This window comes from Citrobacter sp. Cb023, assembly GCF_030336805.1.
GTDB classification, from domain to species: domain Bacteria; phylum Pseudomonadota; class Gammaproteobacteria; order Enterobacterales; family Enterobacteriaceae; genus Citrobacter; species Citrobacter braakii.
The window spans coordinates 168414-187668 of the sequence record NZ_JAOWCV010000041.1; the positions used below are offsets into that span (position 1 = coordinate 168414).

Genomic DNA, 19255 nt, shown 5'->3' on the forward strand with positions numbered 1-19255 from the left:
CCTGCAATTTATGTGGAGTAAAGCGACCGCAACAATATTAACAAATATTTCCATTGTCGCGCTTAGGTGAATCGCGCCAGCAAACTACGGAATATCCTGAAATGCGTTTCTCACTTGCCGGACATGTGCGTAAAATGGCCCCCAGATTAAAAAAGGATAGTGACGTATGCGCATTCATATTTTGGGAATTTGTGGCACTTTCATGGGCGGTCTGGCGATGCTGGCGCGCTCGCTCGGTCATGAAGTAACCGGTTCGGACGCCAATGTGTATCCGCCGATGAGTACCTTACTTGAGAAGCAAGGCATTGATCTGATTCAGGGTTACGATGCCAGCCAGCTCGATCCGCAGCCGGACCTGGTGATCATTGGCAATGCCATGACCCGCGGTAATCCGTGTGTGGAAGCAGTGCTGGAAAAGAATATTCCGTACATGTCCGGCCCGCAGTGGCTGCATGACTTTGTGCTGCGCGATCGTTGGGTACTGGCGGTTGCGGGGACGCACGGCAAAACCACCACCGCCGGAATGGCGACCTGGATCCTTGAAGCCTGCGGCTATAAGCCTGGCTTTGTGATCGGCGGCGTACCGGGGAACTTTGAAGTTTCCGCGCGCCTGGGTGAGAGCGACTTCTTCGTGATTGAAGCGGATGAGTACGATTGCGCCTTCTTCGATAAGCGTTCTAAATTCGTACATTACTGCCCGCGTACGCTGATCCTCAACAACCTTGAGTTCGATCACGCTGATATCTTTGACGATCTGAAAGCGATCCAGAAACAGTTCCACCACCTGGTGCGTATCGTGCCGGGCCAGGGACGCATTATCTACCCGGAAAACGACATCAATCTGAAACAGACGATGGCGATGGGCTGCTGGAGCGAACAAGAGCTGGTTGGTGAACAAGGTCACTGGCAGGCGAAAAAGCTGACCACTGATGCATCCGAATGGGAAGTGTGGCTGGACGGTGAAAATGTTGGCGTGGTGAAGTGGGGCCTGGTAGGCGAGCACAACATGCACAACGGTCTGATGGCGATTGCTGCCGCGCGCCATGTTGGCGTCGTGCCTGCGGATGCAGCCAATGCGCTGGGCTCGTTCATCAACGCCCGTCGTCGTCTTGAGCTGCGCGGCGAAGCCAATGGCGTGACGGTGTATGACGATTTCGCCCATCACCCAACGGCCATTCTGGCAACGCTTGCGGCGCTGCGCGGTAAAGTGGGTGGCACGGCGCGCATCATCGCGGTGCTGGAACCACGCTCGAACACCATGAAAATGGGCCTGTGCAAAGATGACCTGGCGCCGTCGTTAGGGCGTGCGGACGAAGTGTTCCTGCTGCAACCCCCGCATATTCCGTGGCAGGTAGCAGAAGTCGCTGAAGCCTGCATTCAGCCTGCGCACTGGAGCGGCGATGTGGATGCACTGGCAGATATGGTGGTGAAAACCGCACAGCCTGGCGATCACATCCTGGTGATGAGTAACGGCGGGTTTGGTGGCATCCATCAAAAACTGCTGGATGGCCTGGCGAAGAAAGCCCAGGCAGAAGAAGAGTAAAAAATGCCCGGTGGCGCTACGCTTACCGGGCTTACGATCCGTTGTGGGCCGGATAAGGTGTTTACACCGTTATCCGGCACTTTCTCAGGAGCACGATCTCCGTTGCCATCCGGCCTTCTGGTTACGCCATACTTCTCAACGGAATGGGAAGCCTCCATATGGAAATTTATAACTCAGATCGCAGAAATTAATTTCTAAATCATAAAATCTATTTCCGCTTTTCCCTTGCTAATATCCCCTCGAGAGCCAATGTGGCGTAAGTGCCACATAATAAAAGGTGCGCTCCATGCGAAAAAATTTAACCAATAATGAACTGCGAGTTTATAAATTCTGTCAGGAGAATCCTGCTGATGTTTATAAAATGAAAATTCATGAACTGGCAGATCGCGTTTATACTACCGCGCCATCTATTTCTAAGTTGGTAAAGAAATTAGGCTTTAATAATTTCCAGGAGTTTAAGGTCAACATTCGGGACGTATTCTCCAGATCGCAAAACTCGCAGCACCATAACGTGTTTGTTAGCGAATATATACAAGAAATGCAGGATGCTTTAACCAGAGTGTCTGAGAATAAAGTCAAAGTCTTTTGTGATTTTTTGTCCGACTGCAATACGATTATCACCTGGGGATACGGTACATCAGATAGCGTGGCGAACTATGTTAGCTATAATCTGATGGTGCTGGGCTTTAATATCCTCAATGAAACAGACTACACCAACTGTAATGTCCGCAGCCGCTTTCTGACCGCTAACGATTGTATGCTGATTGTTTCCAACAGCGGTGAGTCAGAAATGCTGGAAGAGATAATTTTTAATGCCAGAAAAAACGGCATCAAGGTGGCCGCGATTACCAGCCGGGAAAACTCTACGCTGGCGCTTAAGGCCGATGCGGTCTTGATCTACAAAAACGCCATTATTAAAGATACTGCTTTCGAAAATATAAGCTATCCGATCCAGATAGCCATCGTAGATATTATGCTTTTCCATTTATCCAATGTCAGAAAAGTGTCGTTGAAATTTAATTCAAAAGTAGAAGACTAATGAAAAAACTAAAACTCGTGGTGATTGGTGCGGGTAGCAGCTATACGCCAGAACTGATTGAAGGTGTAATTAAAAACTACCACCAGCTTCCCATCTCTCACATCGCTTTTGTCGACGTTGAAATGGGTAAAGAGAAAATGAACATCATTTTCGATCTCACCAAAAGAATGCTTGCCAAAGCAAATTTACCAATTGATGTCATCCAAACTTTTGACCGCAAAACAGCGCTGCTAGGTGCCGACTTCGTGGTGACTCAACTGCGCGTCGGTGGTATTGATGCCCGAATCGTTGATGAAAAACTGCCGAAGTCATACGGTTTTATTGGCCAGGAAACCAACGGTGCGGGCGGGATGTTCAAAGCTCTGCGCACCATTCCGGTCATCATTGAAATAGCGAATGAAATGAAGGCGATTTGTCCAAACGCCTGGCTGATTAACTTCACCAATCCAGCTTCCATGGTGACAGAAGCGGTACTCAAATACAGCCACAACAATCGGGTCATCGGCCTGTGCAATGGTCCTGTCAATATGACCCATCAGGTGGCCGGGCTGCTGAATGCCAACGTAGAGGATTTATACGTCGAGTTCAAAGGCTCCAATCATATGAACTTTATTACCAAAATTTTGCATAACGGCGTCGACCGTACCCGCGAAACCATCGAGATAATCAACGCCGCCGACGTCGATGCACTGAGCTTTAAAAACATCAGCAATGAGCAGTTTAATAAAGAGCTGCTGGCCGCCACCAATCTGATCCCCTCTTCCTATTTAAAATACTACCTCAAGACGACTGAAATGCTGGCCGAGCAGGAAGCAGCCGAGCAATCACGAGGTGAGATCGTCAAAAATATCGAAGCCGAACTGTTTAAAAAATACAGCGACGTTACGCTTCAGGATAAGCCTAAAGAGCTGGAAGCCCGCGGCGGTGCGCTTTATTCCACCGCCGCGCTGAACGTTATTCGCGCTATTTACCTCGACGATAAGAGCATTCAAACCGTCAACGTTCGTAACGGCGGTGCTATCACTAATTTACCGGAAGAGGCGGTAGTTGAAGTGAACTGTGTGCTTACCCGTAATGGTCCGATTCCAATTTGTACTGGCGAGATCCCATCTCCTGCGAAAGGGATTGTTTCCATGATGAAAGACTATGAAGCGCAGATCGTCAAAGCCGCCGCCACCGGCGATTATCAAGCGCTTATTTCAGGCTTTATTTTCAACCCATTATGCTCAAGCGACACTTCGGGGGTGGCGTTAGTCAAAGAGATGCTGCTGGCCAATAAAAAGTATCTTCCTTTATTCGCCAAAAAGATTGAATCACTTTAATAGCGAGAAGAAACGGATGAAATGTACAACGTTTGATACCAATGCCGCGCTGGCTGAACAGGTCGTTAGTGAGCTATCCGCGCTCAAACCACATTCTCGCGTGCTGATCCCCTCCGGTAGCACGCCTCACTGGATTTACGAAGCACTGGCAGCGACACCGTTTGCCGAACGCCTTACCTTCTTTGCGCTGGATGAGTGGGTCAACGTGCCCAGCGAATCAGATGGCAGCTGCCTGAACATGATTAATCAGGACTTTGTGCACAAATGTGCCTATCCGGTGCGGTTAGTCCATTTCAATCCGTTTGCCTCTACGGCACAAAATATTGCCCATTACCAAACCGTGCTCAACGGTGAAGAGTTTGACTATGTAATTCTGGGCGTGGGAATGAACGGCCATATCGGCTTAAACGAGCCGGGCGTGCCGTTTGATGAGGATTATCTACAAACTGAACTGGATGACGTAACAATTAACGTCGCCAGCCATAAATACTTCTCCGGAGATGTCACCCTCACCGAAGGTATTACCGTCGGGCTGAATAAAATCATCAAGGCTGGAAAAGTGATTGTCATCATCAACCACGATACGAAAAAGGATATTTATCAGGAGATTGTTAACGGCGATGCGCACCACACTCAGGTTCCTGCCATCTATATCAAGCAGTTCCCGCAGGTTAATTATTACGTGACAAAAAACCTTATAGGGTAAGCGGGCATGAGCATAACCTCTCTACTCGAACAAAAGATGTTGCCACTGGCCGAGAAAATCTCGTCAAACATCTACCTGACCGCACTAAAAAATGCGTTTATTGCCCTGATTCCCTTTTTGATTGTCGGTTCATTTTTCGTATTGTTAACCAACTTTCCTGTTAACGGCTATCACGAGTTTATGAGTTCGCTGTTAGGGGAAGGCGTGCTGGATAAGCTCAATTACGGGATTAACGCCAGCTACGGATTAATGACGCTGCTGGTGATTATCACCTTCTCAAAGGAGTTAGTTGAAAAGCTTAATCTCAGCCAAAGTTCCGCTATTTTACCGGTGGCGATCTTTTTCTTAATGTCGCCTGGTCATATTACGACAGGATCGGGAGAAATCGTCGCCGATGCTTACGCGTTGCTCGACTTTAGCTCTGAATCGATGTTCTTAGGGATTATCGTCACTGTGGTCACCATCAAGGTGGTTCAGTTTCTGGAAAACAGGGCTTTTACCATCAAGATGCCTGCGAGTGTCCCGCCAGAGATTGCCAGGTCGTTTAAATCGCTGGTACCTATCTTCTTGGTGCTACTGTTCTGGATTATCGTCAAGGTGCTGTTTGAGAACACGCCTTTTGGTACACCGGGGAAATTTATCAGCGTCATGCTGCAACAGCCGTTGCTGTATCTGGGGAATTCCCTCTTATCGCAACTGATTGCTGAGATGATGATCAGTTTCTTCTGGTTCTTTGGGATCCATGGCGACTCTATCATGACATCCGTAATGGGGCCTATCTGGCAAACGCTCAGTGCGCAGAACCTGGCGCAAACTCAGGCCGGGCTGGTAGCGACCAACATCATTACTCAGCAGTTCAGGGATGTCTATTTGATTGCCGGCGGTACGGGTTTTACCGGGGCACTGTTGATTAGCATCTTTATGGTTGCCAAAAGTACGCGATTAAAGCAGCTCTCACGGCTGGCGGCACCGGCGGCAATTTTTAACATTAATGAGCCGGTTATTTTTGGTTTGCCAATCGTGCTTAATCCGCTGATGCTTATCCCGTTTATCATTACCCCAATGGTGCTGTGTACGGTTACTTATGTGGTTATCGCATTCGGCTGGGTTCCCCCCACCTCTGGTATCTCCATTCCTTGGACAACGCCGATCTTTATTTCTGGTTTCCTCACCACCGGGATTTCAGGCATTGTTTTACAGGCCGCGAATCTGGTTATCGCCACCGCGATTTATACACCGTTCGTGAAGATTTTAGATAAGCAGTATCTGCATGAAGAGAGTCAGTCAGAGAACGCTATGGGCGAAATGCAGCCCCAGCAGTAAGAGCACAGAATCCAGGCCGGATGAAGTATTTACATCATCCGGCACTTTCTGCAGACGAAGAGATTAGATTTCGTTTTCCGCCAGTTCACGCAGATACTGGAAAATCTGACGTGCTGATTTCGGCGGCTTGTTGCCTTCTTGCTCTTTCTTCGCATTGCGAACCAGAGAACGAAGCTGCTGGCGATCGGCGTTTGGCCACAGGTTCAGCACTTCCGCTACCGCATCATCACCTTCGGCGATCAGGCGATCGCGCAGTTGCTCAAGCTTGTGAAACAGTACAACCTGTTGGTTGTGACGGTTTTTCAGCTTGTCCAGTGCCTGACGGATAGGATCAACATCGCGCTGGCGCAACATTTTGCCAATCAGCTGCAGCTGGCGGCGGCGACCTTCCATCTTAATACGCTGGGCCAACTCAATCGCGGCACGTAAATCCGCGTCGAGCGGGATTTTATCCAGCGCGTTTTTCCCCAGTTTCACCAGTTCCACACCCAGGTGTTTTAACTCCTCGGCGTCACGTTTTATTTCACTTTTACTAACCCAGATAATTTCATCGTCTTCGTCTTCGATGTCATCACCGGGAACGTCGTCGAGCCAGTCTTCGGGCTGCTTAGTCATGTCAGGCTCCTTAAAAAAAGAGGCTAATGTTACCAGTTAAGATGCGCACTGAAAAACGGTTCTCTGTTAGACTTCAGAGAAACTCTCTCTACATTATGGCATTTGCGATGAAAGTAATCTCACAAGTTGAAGCGCAGCGTAAGATTCTGGAAGAAGCGGTCTCGACGGCACTGGAATTAGCGTCAGGTAAGTCGGATGGCGCGGAAGTCGCTGTGAGCAAGACCACGGGTATTAGCGTCAGCACCCGTTATGGTGAAGTGGAGAACGTAGAATTCAATAGCGATGGCGCGCTGGGGATTACGGTTTATCACCAAAACCGTAAGGGCAGCGCATCGTCCACCGATTTAAGCCCGCAGGCGATTGCACGTACCGTGCAGGCCGCGCTGGATATTGCACGTTACACCTCACCGGACCCGTGCGCGGGCGTGGCAGATAAAGAACTGCTGGCCTTTGATGCGCCAGATTTGGATCTGTTCCACCCGGCGGAAGTTTCCCCTGACGAAGCTATCGAACTGGCAGCCCGCGCTGAACAGGCGGCGCTACAGGCCGATAAGCGTATCACCAATACCGAGGGTGGCAGTTTTAACAGCCACTACGGCATCAAAGTGTTTGGTAACAGTCACGGGATGCTGCAGGGCTACTGCTCCACGCGTCACTCTCTTTCCAGCTGCGTCATCGCGGAAGAAAATGGCGATATGGAGCGTGATTACGCCTACACCATTGGCCGGGCGATGGGCGATCTGCAAACGCCGGAATGGGTGGGGGCAGACTGTGCTCGCCGCACCTTATCTCGCCTCTCTCCGCGTAAACTTTCCACCATGAAAGCGCCGGTGATTTTTGCCAACGAAGTGGCGACTGGGCTGTTCGGACATCTGGTCGGCGCGATTGCCGGTGGTTCGGTGTACCGTAAATCCACCTTCCTGCTCGACTCGCTGGGCAAACAAATTCTGCCGGAATGGCTGACTATTGAAGAACATCCGCACCTGCTGAAAGGGCTGGCGTCGTCGCCGTTCGACAGCGAAGGCGTACGGACCGAACGCCGTGACATTGTTAAAGACGGTGTGCTGACCCAATGGCTGCTGACCAACTATTCCGCACGTAAGCTGGGACTGAAGAGCACCGGTCATGCGGGCGGGATCCACAACTGGCGAATTCCAGGACAGGGTCTAAGCTTCGAGCAGTTGCTCAAAGAGATGGGCACAGGTCTTGTGGTTACCGAGCTGATGGGGCAGGGCGTAAGCGGCATTACCGGCGATTACTCGCGCGGCGCGGCGGGTTTTTGGGTCGAAAACGGCGAAATTCAGTATCCGGTGAGTGAAATTACCATCGCCGGTAACTTAAAAGAGATGTGGCGCAATATTGTGACCGTAGGCAACGATATTGAAACACGCAGTAATATACAGTGTGGTTCGGTATTGTTACCGGAGATGAAAATCGCCGGGCAATGATACTCGTTAAGGCGTTAATTTTTTAATAATAAAAAAGGAAGTGAGCAATGCGTAAACACCTGTTAGCGATCGTCGCGGCTTCAACGCTGGTTCTTGGTTCTTCTGCGTTTGCAGCCGATCTCGAAGATGACATGGGGATCCTCAACGACAACCTGAAGATCGTCGAAAAAACGGACAATGCGACTGAACTGAAAGACGCGTTGACCAAAATGCGTGCAGCCGCGCTGGATGCTCAAAAGGGAACGCCACCGAAGCTGGAGAGCAAATCCCCGGACAGTGCGGAGATGAAAGATTTCCGCCACGGCTTTGACACGCTGATCGGTCAGATTGACGGCGCGCTTAAACTGGCGAACGAAGGTAAAGTCAAAGAGGCGAAAGCCGTTGCGGAAGACCTGAAAAAAACGCGCAACGAAAACCACAAGAAGTTCCGCTAATCTACTCTATCCGGCCTGCATAACCGTAGGCCGGATAAGACGCTGCCCCCCTGCATCCCATAAGTAAACGATATCCCCATCACATTTTTTCATTTTTATCGTCCATTCATTGTTCGCATTTCCTTCCATTTTGCTGCTCACTCTTGCGATCTCAATCACATTCTTCCAGTGATTAATCGTGGTCCCGGCCCTTTTTGCGGCACAGATCACTATCGCTGCGCCCCTTTCCACTTCGAAGTGGAAAACAACTCGCTACAAACTTTTAACCCCCACCGCTAAGTTACCCTCAGAGCCACTAGTGGGGTAAGACGAGTGAATAACGGAGCTGTAATGAATGACATGGGGGAATCGGTGGAACTGGCCGACCGCATGCTGGCGCAGGTGTATGCCTTGCTGCGTGAACGCCACATTATTCCCAACGCTGTACAGGAACAGATGCTGACGTCGCATGTTCGCGCCATGGCGCACCGCTCGGTAACGGGTGAACCCTTACCAGAAGTCGATGCCAGCTTGTTTGATGAAATTTCTGCCGAATCAATGGCGCTTGCCCGTGACGTGGTCGCTGAGTTTGGCAATCTTCCTGAGGAAGAGGCCTGGCTGCTGTCGGTGCACTTCGAAGTCGCGAAAGACAACCTTTAAGGAGCAAAAGATGGAACAGATTACCGTAGTGATTGGCGATCGTCTGGGTAAAGGCCAGAAAGTGGCGGCAGGCGTTGAGAAAGCGGGCGGCCGTGCGGTTGTGGTGCCGGGCGTTGCGGCTGATATGAAGCTGGGTGACGTGATGAAAGCGGAAAACGCCACCTTTGGCATCTCGTTTTGCGGCAGTGGCGGCGCGGGTGCGATTACCGCGCAGACCAAATACGGCTACAAGGCGAAATACGGCATGCGCTCGGTTGATGAAGGGGTCACTGCCATCAACGAAGGTTGCAACGTGCTGGGGTTCGGTTTTATGGACAAAGAAGAACTCGGTGAGCGCCTGGTACAGGCGTGGCAAAAGAAACACGGCGCTTAAGCATGAAAGAACAATTCACCACCACGGTGAGAGTCACTGGCAAGGGCGAGGCCAAAGCGCGCGCCTTTGCCGATGCCCTGAACCACGTTCAGGCTGCGGTGATGAAAGCGTCGCCGCATATCTTACTGCGTATTGAGCCACAGGATGTGCAGGTTGTTCAAGCGCGTGAATCGGTGCGCAAAGAGGCATTTTTATTCCTCTTTTTGCGCCGGGAAAGACGCACCTTCAGCGTGGAGCTGGACGTGACCGTCAACGTAACTGCCATCAATCTCGACAAGGTGGATTTCGTTACGCAACGCTGATTCTTTATTAAAAGGCATAATTATGTTCCTGATAATATTAATAAAATCGCTCATCATCGGCGGCCTGGTTGGCGTCGGTGTCGGCGCTGGGGCTGCACGCATGTTTCATGCGCCTACCACTCAAGGGATGGGCGCGTTTCGTACTCTGGGAGAACTGAATTCCTGCGAAGGGGATCCGGCTTCTCACTTCTCGTTCGGCCTGGGCTTCTTCTTTAACGCCTGGGCTTCCTCCGTTGCGGCGGGGGCGTTCACTCAGGACGTCGACCATCGCATCATCCCCAACTGGGGCGCTGCTGCGCTGATGGTTAAAAACCGCAACGTCGGTGAAACGCTGCACGATCCCAAGCGCATGGCGATTGCCTGCGGCGTTATCGGGATGATCGTCGTGACCTTCCTGAACCTCACGGCGTCATCCGTACCGGAAGCGTTGCAGGTGACTGCCGTCAAGGTGCTGGTGCCTGCGGCTAACCTGCTGGTTAACACCGTGATGCCAGTGATCTTCTGGCTGGCGGCGATCGATGCCGGTAAAAAATCAGGCTTCTGGGCCACCGTCTTTGGCGGCGCGGCGCAGTTGATTATGGGCAACGCCGTTCCGGGTCTGGTCCTTGGCATTCTGATCGGTAAAGGCGTGGAAGAGAGCGGCTGGAACCACGTCACTAAAGTGATGATGGTGGCTATCGTCGCGCTGTTTGTCCTGAGCGGCTTCTTCCGCGGCTTCGACATGAAGATGATCGAATCCTTCCATCTGACCGTGCCTAACTGGCTCGAACTGATCCACAACTCGCTCAGCGGTAAATAACGGAGGCCATCATGGAACAGAATAAAGGTTTTTGGTTCGCTGACTGGTCGTTCCCGATCTTCGTTGGCCTGCTCTCCTCTGGCGTATTTGCCGGAACGCACATGTACTACCTGTACGGTATTGGCGCATTTAACGAAGTCGCTTTTGTGGCGATGCTGAAGGCGGGAATGGACACCGGCTCCTACGGGGCGGTGGCGGCATTTGGTGCAAGCTTCCTGTTTGCCCGCATCATTGAAGGTTCGCTGGTGGGGATTCTGGATATTGGCGGGGCTATTCAGACCGGGGTCGGGTTAGGTGTTCCGGCGCTGCTGCTGGGCGCAGGTATTATCTTCCCGGTTGCCAACTTCGCAGCGTCGCTGGTTACCGGTCTGGTGATTGGTCTGGCGATTGGCTACATCATTATTCTGGCGCGTAAGTTCACCATCAATCAGAGCGACTCGACCTACGGCGCGGATGTCATGATGGGGGCCGGTAATGCCTCCGGCCGCTTCCTCGGGCCATTGATTATCCTCAGCGCGATGACGGCGTCTATCCCTATCGGCATCGGTTCACTGGCGGGCGCGCTGCTGTTTTACCTGTGGCAGAAACCGATCACCGGCGGGGCGATCCTTGGGGCGATGATCCTCGGGTCCATCTTCCCGATTGCCATTAGCTAACTGTTGATTTGTAGGCCGGATGAGGCGGTTGCGCCGCCATCCGGCAAAGGAGAGTGCGATGTTTGATTTACTCCTGCGCCGTGCGCGCCTCGTTGACGATACGGTGAGCGATATTGCGCTCAAAGACGGCAAAATTGCGGCGTTGGGCGACGTTGATGGCCCGGCGCTGAAAACCATCGAACTGGGCGGCGAGTACTACGTCAGCGCAGGTTGGATTGATTCCCATGTTCACTGCTATCCGAAATCCCCGATTTATCACGACCAGCCGGACAGCGTCGGTATAGCTACCGGCGTTACCACGGTGGTGGATGCGGGTAGTACCGGGGCGGATGATATCGATGATTTTTATACCCTGACCCGGGAAGCGACCACCGAAGTGTATGCGCTGCTGAATATTTCCCGCGTTGGGCTTATCGCCCAGAACGAGCTGGCTAATATGGCCAACATTGACGCCGATGCGGTGCGACAGGCGGTGAAGCGCCATCCTGATTTTATCGTCGGCCTGAAGGCGCGCATGAGCAGCAGCGTGGTCGGTGAAAACGGCATTACGCCGCTGGAGCGCGCCAAAGCGATGCAAGCGCAGAACGGTGACCTGCCGCTGATGGTGCACATCGGCAACAATCCGCCGGATCTGGATGAGATCGTCGAATGCCTGACCGCGGGCGACATCATTACCCACTGCTACAACGGTAAGCCGAATCGTATTCTGACGCCGCAAGGCGAGCTGCGAGCGTCAGTGACGCGGGCGATTTCACGCGGTGTGCGTCTGGACGTTGGGCATGGCACCGCTAGCCTGAGCTTTGCGGTGGCAAAACGCGCTATTGGTCTGGGCATTTTGCCGCACACCATCAGCTCCGATATTTATTGTCGCAACCGTATCAGCGGCCCGGTGTATTCCCTGGCGAATGTGATGTCGAAATTTCTCGCCATTGGGATGTCGCTACCGCAGGTCATTGAGTGCGTTACTGCCAATGCCGCCGATGGTCTGCGCCTGAAACAGAAAGGGCGACTGCAGGTTGGTCTGGATGCCGATTTAACCCTCTTTACGCTTAAGCGCCAGCCAACCGTGCTGGTAGATGCAGAAAACGACAGCCTGCAGGCTGAACAACTGCTGGTGCCGCTTGCCGCAATACGTGCGGGCAAGGGCTATATGACCGAACAAGGGAGCGCGGAACATGCCTTCGATTTTTGAGAAATACAATTTAAAACAGGTGATTAACACCTCAGGCCGCATGACGGCGCTCGGCGTTTCTACGCCACGACCAGAAGTGGTTGAGGCCGCAATGGCGGGGATGAATCAATATTTTGAGATGAAAGACCTGGTCAATAAGACCGGTGACTACATTGCGAAATTGCTGGAGGTGGAAGGGGCTACCGTCGTCTCCTGCGCTTCGGCCGGAATCGCCCTGTCAGTGGCTGGAGTGCTGGTTAAGGACAGCGACTGGCTGCTGGAGAACCTGCACGCCGCGCCGATCGAGAACAACGAAATCGTGCTGCCCAAAGGCCACAACGTCAACTTTGGCGCTCCGGTTGGCACCATGGTGGCGCTCGGCGGCGGCAAGCTAGTGGAAGCGGGTTATGCCAACGAATGTTCCGCCGCTCAGCTGGCGGCGGCCATTACGCCACGCACGGCGGCCATTCTGTATATCAAATCTCACCACTGCGTCCAGAAAAGTATGCTCAGCGTGGAACAGGCTGCGGTGGTGGCGCGTACGCATAATCTGCCGCTAATCGTGGATGCGGCGGCGGAAGAGGATTTGCAGTGCTACTACCGGGTTGGTGCGGATCTGGTGATTTATAGCGGTGCGAAAGCGATTGAAGGGCCAACCAGCGGCCTGGTGATTGGCAAAACCCAATACGTTGAGTGGGTGAAGCGCCAGACCGCGGGGATTGGCCGGGCGATGAAGGTGGGTAAAGAGGGGATTCTTGGCCTGACCTGCGCCATCGAACTGTATCTGAACGCGCAGAAAGAGAGCGGCGCGGAGATGGTCGAGAAAATGACGCCGTTCATTAATGCGTTAAACCAGCTTCACGGCGTAAGTGCCCGCGTGGTGTGGGACAGCGCAGGGCGCGACATCGCGCGCACGGAAATTAAGTTTGACGAAGCGGTAACCGGGATCGCCACAGGTGAACTGGTCGACGCGCTCAAGCAGGGAGAGTACGCGATTTACTTCCGTGGTTACAAAGCTAACGAAGGCATTATCGAAGCCGATGTGCGCAGCGTGGATCGCGCGCAACTGGAGATTGTGGCCCGTCGAATTGGTGAAGTGATTTCGCAGGAGAAAAAAGCATGAAACTGACCCCTAACTTTTATCGCGACCGCGTCTGCCTGAACGTGCTGGCGGGCTCCAAAGAAAATGCCCGGGATATTTACGCGGCGGCGGAAGGACACGTGCTGGTCGGTGTGTTGTCAAAAAATTACCCGGATGTCGCAAGCGCGGTCGCGGATATGCGTGAATACGCAGCGCTTATCGACAATGCCCTCTCCGTGGGGCTGGGGGCGGGCGATCCAAACCAGTCGGCGATGGTCAGTGAAATCTCCCGTCAGGTGCAGCCACAGCATGTTAATCAGGTCTTTACCGGCGTGGCGACCAGTCGCGCGCTGCTGGGTCAGCAGGATACGGTGGTCAACGGTCTGGTCTCGCCAACCGGCACTCCGGGCAGGGTGAAAATCTCCACCGGTCCGCTGAGCAGCCAGACGCCGGACGGCATTGTGCCGGTAGAAACCGCGATTGCGTTGCTCAAAGACATGGGGGGGAGCTCGATTAAATACTTCCCAATGGGTGGCCTGAAGTGCCGTGAAGAGTACATTGCAGTCGCCCAGGCCTGCGCCCGTCATGACTTCTGGCTGGAGCCAACTGGCGGTATCGATCTGGATAATTTCACTGAAATTTTGCAGATCGCCCTGGATGCCGGAGTGAGCAAAATCATTCCTCACATCTATAGTTCGATTATTGATAAGGTGAGTGGTAACACCCGACCGGACGACGTGCGCCAACTGATGGCGATGACCCGGGCCTGCGTAGGCTAACTGACTGATGAGGAAACTGACGTGCGATTCCCCAACCAACGTTTAGCGCAGCTGTTTGGCATGCTGCAAAACGAAGCGCTTCCACAGGACGAGCTGGCGCAGCGGTTGTCGGTTTCCACACGCACCGTACGGGCGGATATCACTGCGCTAAACGCGCTGCTCACCCAGTACGGCGCGCAGTTTGTCCTCAGCCGGGGTAACGGTTATCAACTCAAAATTGACGACCCGGCACGTTATCATGCCCTGCAAACGCAGCGACCAGACGCGTTGCTGCGCATCCCTCGCACCAGCCAGGAGCGGGTGCACTGGCTGGTGGTTCGTTTTCTGACGTCGGCCTTTTCGCTGAAGCTGGAGGATTTGGCTGATGAATGGTTTATCAGCCGCGCGACGCTGCAAAACGATATGGCTGAGGTGCGCGAGCATCTGCAACGTTATCATCTGACGCTGGAAACGCGCCCCCGTCACGGTATGAAGCTGTTTGGCAGCGAGATGGCGATCCGCGCCTGTTTGACCGATCTGCTATGGACGCTGGCGCAGCAGGATCCACAGCACCCGCTAGTGACGCAAGAGGCACTAAATGCCGGGATCCCTGAACAGCTACAACCTGTTTTGCAGGATATTTTTGCCCGTTTTCACATTCGCCTGACCGATGAGGGTGAGCTGTTTTTGCGGTTGTACTGCGCGGTGGCGGTACGGCGGATTAGCGAAGGGTATCCCCTCCCGGAATTTGCCGCAGAAGAAGCCGAGCAATCAGTGTGCCTGGCCACGCGGGAAATCGCAGCGGTATTGCACCGACTGGCGGATAAACCGCTTACCGTTTCCGAAGAGAACTGGCTGCAGGTGCATATCGCCGCCCGCCAGGTACAAGAGATCGCCCCCAGCGCCATCAATGCGGATGATGACGAAGCGCTGGTCAATTACATCCTGCGTTTTATCAACAGCCAGTACAACTACAACCTGTTGAATGACAAACAGTTACATGCTGATCTGCTGACGCATATTAAGACGATGATCACCCGGGTGCGTTACCAGATAATGATCCCCAATCCGCTACTGGAAAATATTAAACAGCACTACCCGATGGCCTGGGACATGACGCTGGCCGCCGTCTCGGGATGGGGAAAATATACGCCGTACACCATCAGTGAAAATGAGATTGGCTTCCTTGTGCTGCATATTGGCGTCGGGCTGGAGCGTAGTTACAACATCGGTTACCAGAGGCAGCCGAAAGTTCTGCTGGTATGCGATGCTGGAAATGCGATGCTGCGGATGATTGAGGCGGTGCTGGCGCGTAAGTATCCGCAGATAGAAATCGTTGATACCGTGACGCTACGCGACTACGAACAGCGGGAAAGCATCAGCGAAGATTTCGTCATCTCTACCGCGCGGGTTGGTGAAAAAGATAAGCCTGTGGTGATGATTGCACCGTTCCCTACCGATTATCAACTGGAGCAAATTGGCAAACTGGTGCTGGTCGACAGAACCCGTCCGTGGATGTTGAACAAATTCTTCGATGCCGCCCATTTTCGTGTGATCGACGAGCCAATGGATCAACAAACGTTGTTCAACGTTTTATGTCGCCAGTTGCAGGATGAAGGCTTTGTCGATGCGGAGTTTCTTGATTCGGTGGTTGAACGTGAGGCCATCGTCAGCACCATGCTGGGTGACAGCATTGCCCTGCCGCACGCCCTCGGTCTGCTGGCAAAGAAAACGGTGGTCTACACCATCCTCGCCCCGCAGGGTATCGCCTGGGGGGATGAAACGGCGCATGTGATCTTCCTGCTCGCCATCAGCAAAAGCGAATACGAAGAAGCGATGGCGATCTACGATATTTTCGTCACCTTCCTGCGCGAGCGCGCGATGACGCGACTCTGCGCATGCCGGAATTTCAGCGAGTTCAAAACGGTTGCAATGGAGTGTGTGAGCCGTTTTTGAGGGGCGGAAAACAGAACCTCTACTGCTGGAAATTAACGCAAGTGATGTACAACCTGATTACTGCTGCCGCGCCAGATTAGCGCCGGGTCTTTAAGATCCTGCACGTATTTGCCATCGACCAGCACGTTGATGAGATCGACAACCTGCATTTGCGCGGCATCGAGTTCATCGAGCTTGTAGCCGGTCCACACCCAGATGTCTTTTCCCGGACACTCAGCGCGAATGCGCTGCACCAGTTGCAGAATATCCGGCACGTTTTGTGGATGCAGCGGATCGCCGCCGGAGAGCGAGATCCCCTGACGGTGAATACGCGTGTCGTTCAGATCGGCAATGATCTTGTCTTCCATCTCTTTGCTAAACGGCTGGCCGGAGTTCAGCCGCCAGGTGCTTTTGTTATAGCAACCGGGGCATTCATGCACGCATCCTGAAACAAACAGGGTACAGCGAGTGCCGGGACCGTTAACGATGTCGACAGGGTAATACTGATGGTAATTCATTTGCGCTTCTCATCCGTTTATCAATTCGCGCCATAGCTGCGTTCGTGCGCCCGAGTCACTTACTTATGTAAGCTCCCCGGGACTTACTCATTTGCTGCCTTGCTATGACGTGAATTGCGTTGCGGAAATAATGGCCCGAAAAGCGTCGCATCGCCGGGCAATAAAATCGTCTAAATTAACCGATCTGCCCGTTCCCTAAATGCTTAACGCGGCGCTTCACTTCTTCCTGCTTACCGGCGTTAAACGGACGAGCGTCCGGGCTGCCTAAGTAACCGCAGACGCGGCGGGTGACCGATACGCGCGCGGCGTCGTGGTTACCACATTTCGGGCAGGTAAAGCCTTTGCTGGTGCACTCAAACTCACCGGTAAAGCCGCACTCGTAGCATTCATCGATTGGCGTGTTGGTCCCGTAATAGGGCACGTGCTGATAGCTGTAATCCCAGACGTCTTCCAGCGCTTTCAGGTTGTGCTGAATATTCGGGTATTCGCCGTAGCAAATGAAGCCCCCGCTTGCCAGCGGCGGGTACGGCGCTTCGAAATCGATCTTGTCGTACGGGTTAACCTTCTTCTCCACGTCGAGGTGGAAGCTGTTGGTGTAGTAGCCTTTGTCGGTCACGCCCGGGACCACGCCAAATTCGGCGGTATCCAGACGGCAGAAACGGTCGCACAGGTTTTCACTTGGCGTGCTGTACAGGCTAAAGCCGTAGCCAGTCTCGTCTTTCCACTGATCGACCGCTTGGCGCAGGCGTTCCACAATGGCGATACCTTTGGCGCGCAGCTGCTCGCTGTCATACACATGCTTGTCGCCAAACAGCGCATTGATGGTTTCGTGAATACCGATGTAGCCCAGAGAGATGGATGCACGACCATTTTTAAAGATTTCTGACACATCATCGTCCGCTTTCAGACGCACGCCGCAGGCCCCTTCCATATACAGAATTGGCGCCACGCGGGCCTTCACGCCTTCCAGGCGCGCAATGCGGGTCATCAGCGCTTTACGCGCCAGCACCAGACGATCGTCGAGAAGCTTCCAGAAGGTGGCTTCATCGCCATGCGCTTCCAGCGCGATACGCGGCAGGTTGAGGCTGATAACGCCGAGGTTGTTACGCCCGTCGTGAATCTGTTCGCCGTTCTCGTTTTCCCACACGCCGAGGAAGCTGCGACAGCCCATTGGCGTTTTGAACGAGCCGGTCACTTTGACCACCTGATCGTAGTTCAGGATGTCCGGATACATACGCTTGCTCGCGCACTCCAGTGCCAGCTGTTTGATGTCGTAGTTCGGATCGCCAAACTTGTGGTTCAGACCGTCACGAATCGCGAACACCAGTTTCGGGAACACTGCGGTTTTACGGTTTTTACCCAAGCCGGCAATACGGTTACGCAGAATGGACTGCTGGATCAAACGCGATTCCCAGCTGGTTCCCAGGCCAAAACCAAAGGTCACGAACGGCGTCTGACCGTTGGCGGTATGCAGGGTGTTCACTTCATACTCGAGAGACTGGAATGCGTCGTAGCACTCTTTCTCGGTACGGGAATGGGCATAACCGTCGGCGTCCGGGATTTGCCACTCTTCAGCGGTTTTACGATGTTTATTAAAGCTCTCGGTGACGAACGGCGCGAGAACTTCATCAATACGGTTAATGGTGGTGCCGCCATAAATATGGCTGGCGACCTGCGCGATAATTTGCGCGGTGACGGCGGTCGCGGTAGAGATGGATTTTGGCGGTTCAATCTCCGCGTTACCCATCTTAAAGCCCTGCGTCAGCATGCCTTTCAGGTCGATCAGCATGCAGTTAAACATTGGGAAGAACGGAGAGTAGTCGAGATCGTGATAGTGAATATCACCACGCTCGTGCGCCTGGACGACATCACGCGGCAGCAGGTGCTGACGCGCATAGTGTTTGGCAACGATACCGGCCAGCAGGTCGCGCTGGGTCGGGATCACTTTGCTGTCTTTGTTGGCATTTTCATTCAGCAGAGCAGAGTTGGTTTGCTCAACCAGACCACGAATTTCCTGGTTCAGACGGCCACGTTTTTCACGCTGGATATCACGGTCGTGGCGATATTCGATGTACGCACGGGCGAGTTGTTTGTACGGGCCAGACATTAGCTGGTTTTCTACCGCTGTCTGGATCTCGTTGATATCGACCTTGCTGCGCTCATTCATCTGGCTACTAACGACTTCTGCGACGGTGGCACAGTAATCTGCGTCATCGACTCCCGCTGCTTTAGCTGCACGCAGAATGGCTTCTTTGATGCGCTCTGATTTAAACGGCACTTTACAGCCATCTCGTTTCATCACATGCGGTGTCATGATCACTCCATATTTATAAGAACAGGTTATCCACAGAGGTTGGGGAAGCCATCAGGGCTTTATTCATCTCTATTGCCAATGACTTCCCGCAATCCTGACCCACTTTATCCACAATTCCACCGTGAAGCGGTGCACTGTAGTTGTAGCAATTGTAGTCGATTAATACAACATATTGGGTCGGCGTGCATTTTAAGTTCTATATGTAGTGATTTGCATCAAGGATGTTTACGATTTATTTGATGTAGCGCAAAGTAAAAATCGGAGCGTACAGATGACGGG

At 53.0% G+C, this 19255-nt stretch carries 19 protein-coding genes; 16 read left to right on the forward strand and 3 right to left on the reverse strand.

Features of this window, described 5'->3' with window-relative positions; genetic code table 11:
• Positions 1-166: 166 nt before the first annotated feature.
• From mpl to OGW44_RS25520, 5 genes are all read left to right on the forward strand, one after another.
• Complete coding sequence (gene mpl / locus OGW44_RS25500) at positions 167-1543, forward strand: UDP-N-acetylmuramate:L-alanyl-gamma-D-glutamyl-meso-diaminopimelate ligase (protein WP_047414759.1); 1377 nt, start codon at positions 167-169, stop codon at positions 1541-1543.
• Positions 1544-1829: 286 nt separating this feature from the next.
• Positions 1830-2582: a MurR/RpiR family transcriptional regulator gene (locus OGW44_RS25505; RefSeq protein WP_185654787.1), complete on the forward strand. Its 753-nt coding sequence runs from the start codon at positions 1830-1832 to the stop codon at positions 2580-2582.
• A complete protein-coding gene (locus tag OGW44_RS25510; protein WP_080859623.1) occupies positions 2582-3904 on the forward strand; it encodes a 6-phospho-beta-glucosidase in 1323 nt (440 codons plus the stop codon). The genes OGW44_RS25505 and OGW44_RS25510 overlap by 1 nt, the downstream gene beginning before the upstream one ends.
• Positions 3905-3920: 16 nt before the next feature.
• Positions 3921-4610 carry a 6-phosphogluconolactonase gene (locus tag OGW44_RS25515; protein ID WP_075849093.1) on the forward strand — a complete coding sequence of 230 codons (690 nt, stop codon included), beginning with the start codon at positions 3921-3923 and terminating at the stop codon, positions 4608-4610.
• A 6-nt stretch (positions 4611-4616) separates the two neighbouring features.
• The gene (locus OGW44_RS25520) at positions 4617-5933 is read left to right on the forward strand and encodes a PTS sugar transporter subunit IIC (protein ID WP_077249809.1); all 1317 of its coding nucleotides are present in this window, start codon (positions 4617-4619) and stop codon (positions 5931-5933) included.
• Between the two features lie 63 nt (positions 5934-5996).
• Here OGW44_RS25520 and yjgA read toward each other — a convergent pair whose 3' ends face one another.
• A complete protein-coding gene (yjgA, locus tag OGW44_RS25525) occupies positions 5997-6548 on the reverse strand; it encodes a ribosome biogenesis factor YjgA (RefSeq protein ID WP_016151465.1) in 552 nt (183 codons plus the stop codon).
• A gap of 95 nt (positions 6549-6643) precedes the next feature.
• On the opposite strand from yjgA, the gene pmbA reads away from it, so the two are divergent.
• The 11 genes from pmbA (at position 6644) to OGW44_RS25580 (ending at position 16165) form a co-directional block, all read left to right on the forward strand.
• A complete protein-coding gene (gene pmbA, locus OGW44_RS25530; RefSeq protein ID WP_047358563.1) occupies positions 6644-7996 on the forward strand; it encodes a metalloprotease PmbA in 1353 nt (450 codons plus the stop codon).
• 47 nt (positions 7997-8043) lie between these two features.
• A complete protein-coding gene (gene cybC / locus OGW44_RS25535) occupies positions 8044-8430 on the forward strand; it encodes a cytochrome b562 (RefSeq protein ID WP_016155540.1) in 387 nt (128 codons plus the stop codon).
• A gap of 330 nt (positions 8431-8760) precedes the next feature.
• Positions 8761-9069: a PRD domain-containing protein gene (locus OGW44_RS25540; protein ID WP_016151467.1), complete on the forward strand. Its 309-nt coding sequence runs from the start codon at positions 8761-8763 to the stop codon at positions 9067-9069.
• 10 nt (positions 9070-9079) lie between these two features.
• Positions 9080-9442, forward strand: a complete 363-nt coding sequence (locus tag OGW44_RS25545; RefSeq protein WP_003830384.1) for an SFCGS family glycine-rich protein — start codon at positions 9080-9082, stop codon at positions 9440-9442.
• Between the two features lie 2 nt (positions 9443-9444).
• The gene (locus OGW44_RS25550; protein ID WP_016151468.1) at positions 9445-9744 is read left to right on the forward strand and encodes a DUF4312 family protein; all 300 of its coding nucleotides are present in this window, start codon (positions 9445-9447) and stop codon (positions 9742-9744) included.
• Between the two features lie 22 nt (positions 9745-9766).
• Positions 9767-10543 carry a DUF4311 domain-containing protein gene (locus OGW44_RS25555; RefSeq protein WP_005134210.1) on the forward strand — a complete coding sequence of 259 codons (777 nt, stop codon included), beginning with the start codon at positions 9767-9769 and terminating at the stop codon, positions 10541-10543.
• An 11-nt stretch (positions 10544-10554) separates the two neighbouring features.
• Positions 10555-11199 (forward strand): DUF4310 family protein, encoded by a 645-nt coding sequence (locus OGW44_RS25560; protein ID WP_003830379.1) that lies wholly within the window; start codon positions 10555-10557, stop codon positions 11197-11199.
• Between the two features lie 58 nt (positions 11200-11257).
• Positions 11258-12391: an amidohydrolase/deacetylase family metallohydrolase gene (locus OGW44_RS25565; protein WP_185654786.1), complete on the forward strand. Its 1134-nt coding sequence runs from the start codon at positions 11258-11260 to the stop codon at positions 12389-12391.
• Positions 12375-13493, forward strand: coding sequence for a DgaE family pyridoxal phosphate-dependent ammonia lyase (locus OGW44_RS25570; protein WP_115191063.1), 1119 nt, complete (start codon positions 12375-12377; stop codon positions 13491-13493). Before OGW44_RS25565 ends, OGW44_RS25570 begins: the two co-directional genes overlap by 17 nt.
• Positions 13490-14230 (forward strand): 2-dehydro-3-deoxy-phosphogluconate aldolase, encoded by a 741-nt coding sequence (gene dagF / locus OGW44_RS25575; RefSeq protein WP_115191062.1) that lies wholly within the window; start codon positions 13490-13492, stop codon positions 14228-14230. The genes OGW44_RS25570 and dagF overlap by 4 nt, the downstream gene beginning before the upstream one ends.
• Before the next feature lie 21 nt (positions 14231-14251).
• Positions 14252-16165 (forward strand): BglG family transcription antiterminator, encoded by a 1914-nt coding sequence (locus OGW44_RS25580; protein ID WP_049043244.1) that lies wholly within the window; start codon positions 14252-14254, stop codon positions 16163-16165.
• A 32-nt stretch (positions 16166-16197) separates the two neighbouring features.
• On the opposite strand, the gene nrdG is transcribed toward OGW44_RS25580, so the two are convergent.
• Positions 16198-16662 (reverse strand): anaerobic ribonucleoside-triphosphate reductase-activating protein, encoded by a 465-nt coding sequence (nrdG, locus tag OGW44_RS25585; protein WP_016151476.1) that lies wholly within the window; start codon positions 16660-16662, stop codon positions 16198-16200.
• Between the two features lie 175 nt (positions 16663-16837).
• Positions 16838-18976 (reverse strand): anaerobic ribonucleoside-triphosphate reductase, encoded by a 2139-nt coding sequence (gene nrdD / locus OGW44_RS25590; protein ID WP_016151477.1) that lies wholly within the window; start codon positions 18974-18976, stop codon positions 16838-16840.
• Positions 18977-19255: the final 279 nt, after the last annotated feature.

Bases quoted from the DNA above. Each gene is read 5' to 3' on its own strand.
- mpl (WP_047414759.1), top strand. From the start codon at position 167: ATGCGCATTCATATTTTGGGAATTTGTGGCACTTTCATGGGCGGTCTG.
- OGW44_RS25505 (WP_185654787.1), top strand. From the start codon at position 1,830: ATGCGAAAAAATTTAACCAATAATGAACTGCGAGTTTATAAATTCTGT.
- OGW44_RS25510 (WP_080859623.1), top strand. From the start codon at position 2,582: ATGAAAAAACTAAAACTCGTGGTGATTGGTGCGGGTAGCAGCTATACG.
- OGW44_RS25515 (WP_075849093.1), top strand. From the start codon at position 3,921: ATGAAATGTACAACGTTTGATACCAATGCCGCGCTGGCTGAACAGGTC.
- OGW44_RS25520 (WP_077249809.1), top strand. From the start codon at position 4,617: ATGAGCATAACCTCTCTACTCGAACAAAAGATGTTGCCACTGGCCGAG.
- yjgA (WP_016151465.1), bottom strand. From the start codon at position 6,548: ATGACTAAGCAGCCCGAAGACTGGCTCGACGACGTTCCCGGTGATGAC.
- pmbA (WP_047358563.1), top strand. From the start codon at position 6,644: ATGGCATTTGCGATGAAAGTAATCTCACAAGTTGAAGCGCAGCGTAAG.
- cybC (WP_016155540.1), top strand. From the start codon at position 8,044: ATGCGTAAACACCTGTTAGCGATCGTCGCGGCTTCAACGCTGGTTCTT.
- OGW44_RS25540 (WP_016151467.1), top strand. From the start codon at position 8,761: ATGAATGACATGGGGGAATCGGTGGAACTGGCCGACCGCATGCTGGCG.
- OGW44_RS25545 (WP_003830384.1), top strand. From the start codon at position 9,080: ATGGAACAGATTACCGTAGTGATTGGCGATCGTCTGGGTAAAGGCCAG.
- OGW44_RS25550 (WP_016151468.1), top strand. From the start codon at position 9,445: ATGAAAGAACAATTCACCACCACGGTGAGAGTCACTGGCAAGGGCGAG.
- OGW44_RS25555 (WP_005134210.1), top strand. From the start codon at position 9,767: ATGTTCCTGATAATATTAATAAAATCGCTCATCATCGGCGGCCTGGTT.
- OGW44_RS25560 (WP_003830379.1), top strand. From the start codon at position 10,555: ATGGAACAGAATAAAGGTTTTTGGTTCGCTGACTGGTCGTTCCCGATC.
- OGW44_RS25565 (WP_185654786.1), top strand. From the start codon at position 11,258: ATGTTTGATTTACTCCTGCGCCGTGCGCGCCTCGTTGACGATACGGTG.
- OGW44_RS25570 (WP_115191063.1), top strand. From the start codon at position 12,375: ATGCCTTCGATTTTTGAGAAATACAATTTAAAACAGGTGATTAACACC.
- dagF (WP_115191062.1), top strand. From the start codon at position 13,490: ATGAAACTGACCCCTAACTTTTATCGCGACCGCGTCTGCCTGAACGTG.
- nrdG (WP_016151476.1), bottom strand. From the start codon at position 16,662: ATGAATTACCATCAGTATTACCCTGTCGACATCGTTAACGGTCCCGGC.
- nrdD (WP_016151477.1), bottom strand. From the start codon at position 18,976: ATGACACCGCATGTGATGAAACGAGATGGCTGTAAAGTGCCGTTTAAA.